The following is a 1,876-nucleotide window of genomic DNA, read 5'->3' on the forward strand; positions in this document are numbered from 1 at the left end:
TGCTGGCTTTTATCTGAGCGGTTGTTGCGTTTGGAAAAAGAATGCTCTGGTATTAGGTAGAAGCCCTTACCAGTGGCAACATGAACCTGTGCTCTATGGCTGGAAACAAAAAGGAAAACACCAATGGTTTTCTGATAGAAAGCAGACGACCATTTGGGAATATGACCGTCCAAAATCCAGTAAAGAGCATCCGACTATGAAGCCTGTTCAGCTTATGGCTTATCCGATTCAGAATTCTTCCATGCGAGGGACACTTATACTGGACCCATTTTTAGGCAGTGGGTCTACCTTAATTGCGGCTGATCAGACAGGTCGAGTTTGTTATGGCATAGAACTGGATGAAAAGTTTGTGGATGTTATTGTCAAACGCTACATGGAAGCAACAGAAAAGACGGATGTGAAACTAATCCGTGAAGGCAGGACCTTATCTTTTGAAGAAGCTTTGAATGAAATGGAGGAAGCACAATGACGATAACTTTTCTGGATTTCTTTGCAGGAATCGGTGGCTTTCGTTGTGGATTAGAGTTGACGGGAATGAAATGTATTGGCTATTGCGAGAAGGATAAGTTTGCAAGAAAATCATATGAAGCCATGTATGAAACGAAAGGAGAATGGTTCCATGACGATATCACAAGCATCAACCCAGCACAACTTCCAAAAGCAGATTTATGGTGTGCGGGAAGCCCTTGTCAAAATCTGTCTATCGCAGGAAAGCGAGCCGGATTATACGGTGAACGAAGTGGACTCTTTTTTAGATTTGTTGCTTTGCTCGAAAGCCAAGAAGAAAAGGATAAACCCGAGTGGATACTCCTTGAAAATGTTAAGGGACTTTTATCAAGCAGCCGGGGACGAGATTATCTCGACTATCTCTCTAGTCTGGGGCAAGCAGGGTATGACCTCGAATGGCAGATTTTTAATTCCAAAGATTACGGAGTCGCACAAAACAGAGAACGAGTCTATACTCTCGGACATCTTAGAAGCAGAGGTAGACGACAAGTATTACCTGTCCGCAGAGAAAGCAGCAGCCATCTTAAGCAGCTTATAGGTGGCATGCAAAGTTACAGAGTTTATGATACTTCTGGCATTTCAACGACTCTTGTTGGTGAGGGAGGCGGAGTAGGTGCTAAAACAGGACTCTATATGATTGACCAATCTTTGACAGCTCCTAAGGTAACAAATACAGCACGCTGTATCACTGCTCGCTATACATCAGGGGTGACAAAAAGAACAGCTATGAATACAGCAGTTTTAGAAGTTGCTGAGCAAGAGGGGATAAAGGTTCGCAATGGTACTAAGAAAGGTTATCAAGTTGCGAATGTTGGAGATTCAGTTGATTTATCTTATCCAGGATCCAGAACAAGAAGAGCACGAGTTGGAAAAGGATTGGCTCATAACCTTTCTTGCGGAGGGCAAATGGGAGCTGTTGTCTGGAAGGGAAAAACAGTTAAGATTCGAAGATTGACTCCTAAAGAATGCTTCAGGCTTTAAGGATTTCCTGATGAGTTATTTGAAAAAGCTTGTGCCGTAAATTCGGATGCTCAGTTGTATAAACAAGCAGGAAACGGTGTGACAGTATCAGTTGTATTTGCTATTGGGAAAGCCATTCTAAATGCGATAAAGGAAAATCATGACGAATAATCTTCCTGAATCAGAAACCAAGCATTATCTTGAAAAAATTGCTGTTCAATTGGAGTCGTTTCCATCGATATCACCAGTTTCCAAAATACAACTTCAGGAACTGCTTATGCATATTAAGAGGGCATTGAAGACCAATCAGTTTGGTTATCTAGAATTGAAATATATCAATCAAATGATTGAGCAATTGATTGTGGAGACCACTCTTGAAAGTCAAAAAATATTCGAATAATTATCTCTT

General features: G+C 41.4%; 2 protein-coding genes and 1 pseudogene. All 3 read left to right on the forward strand.

Annotation, left to right across the window (positions count from 1 at the left end; genetic code table 11):
• The coding region (locus GMD6S_RS11250) for a DNA-methyltransferase (protein ID WP_000518194.1) at positions 1-469 on the forward strand (469 nt) is incomplete at its 5' end.
• Positions 466-1,638: pseudogene (locus GMD6S_RS11255) on the forward strand (DNA cytosine methyltransferase). The gene GMD6S_RS11250 and the pseudogene GMD6S_RS11255, both read left to right, overlap by 4 nt.
• On the forward strand, positions 1,628-1,867 hold the full coding sequence (locus GMD6S_RS11260; RefSeq protein ID WP_000183781.1) for a hypothetical protein: 240 nt from the start codon (positions 1,628-1,630) through the stop codon (positions 1,865-1,867). Before GMD6S_RS11255 ends, GMD6S_RS11260 begins: the two are co-directional and overlap by 11 nt.
• Positions 1,868-1,876: the final 9 nt, after the last annotated feature.

The organism is Streptococcus sp. GMD6S (assembly GCF_000297015.1).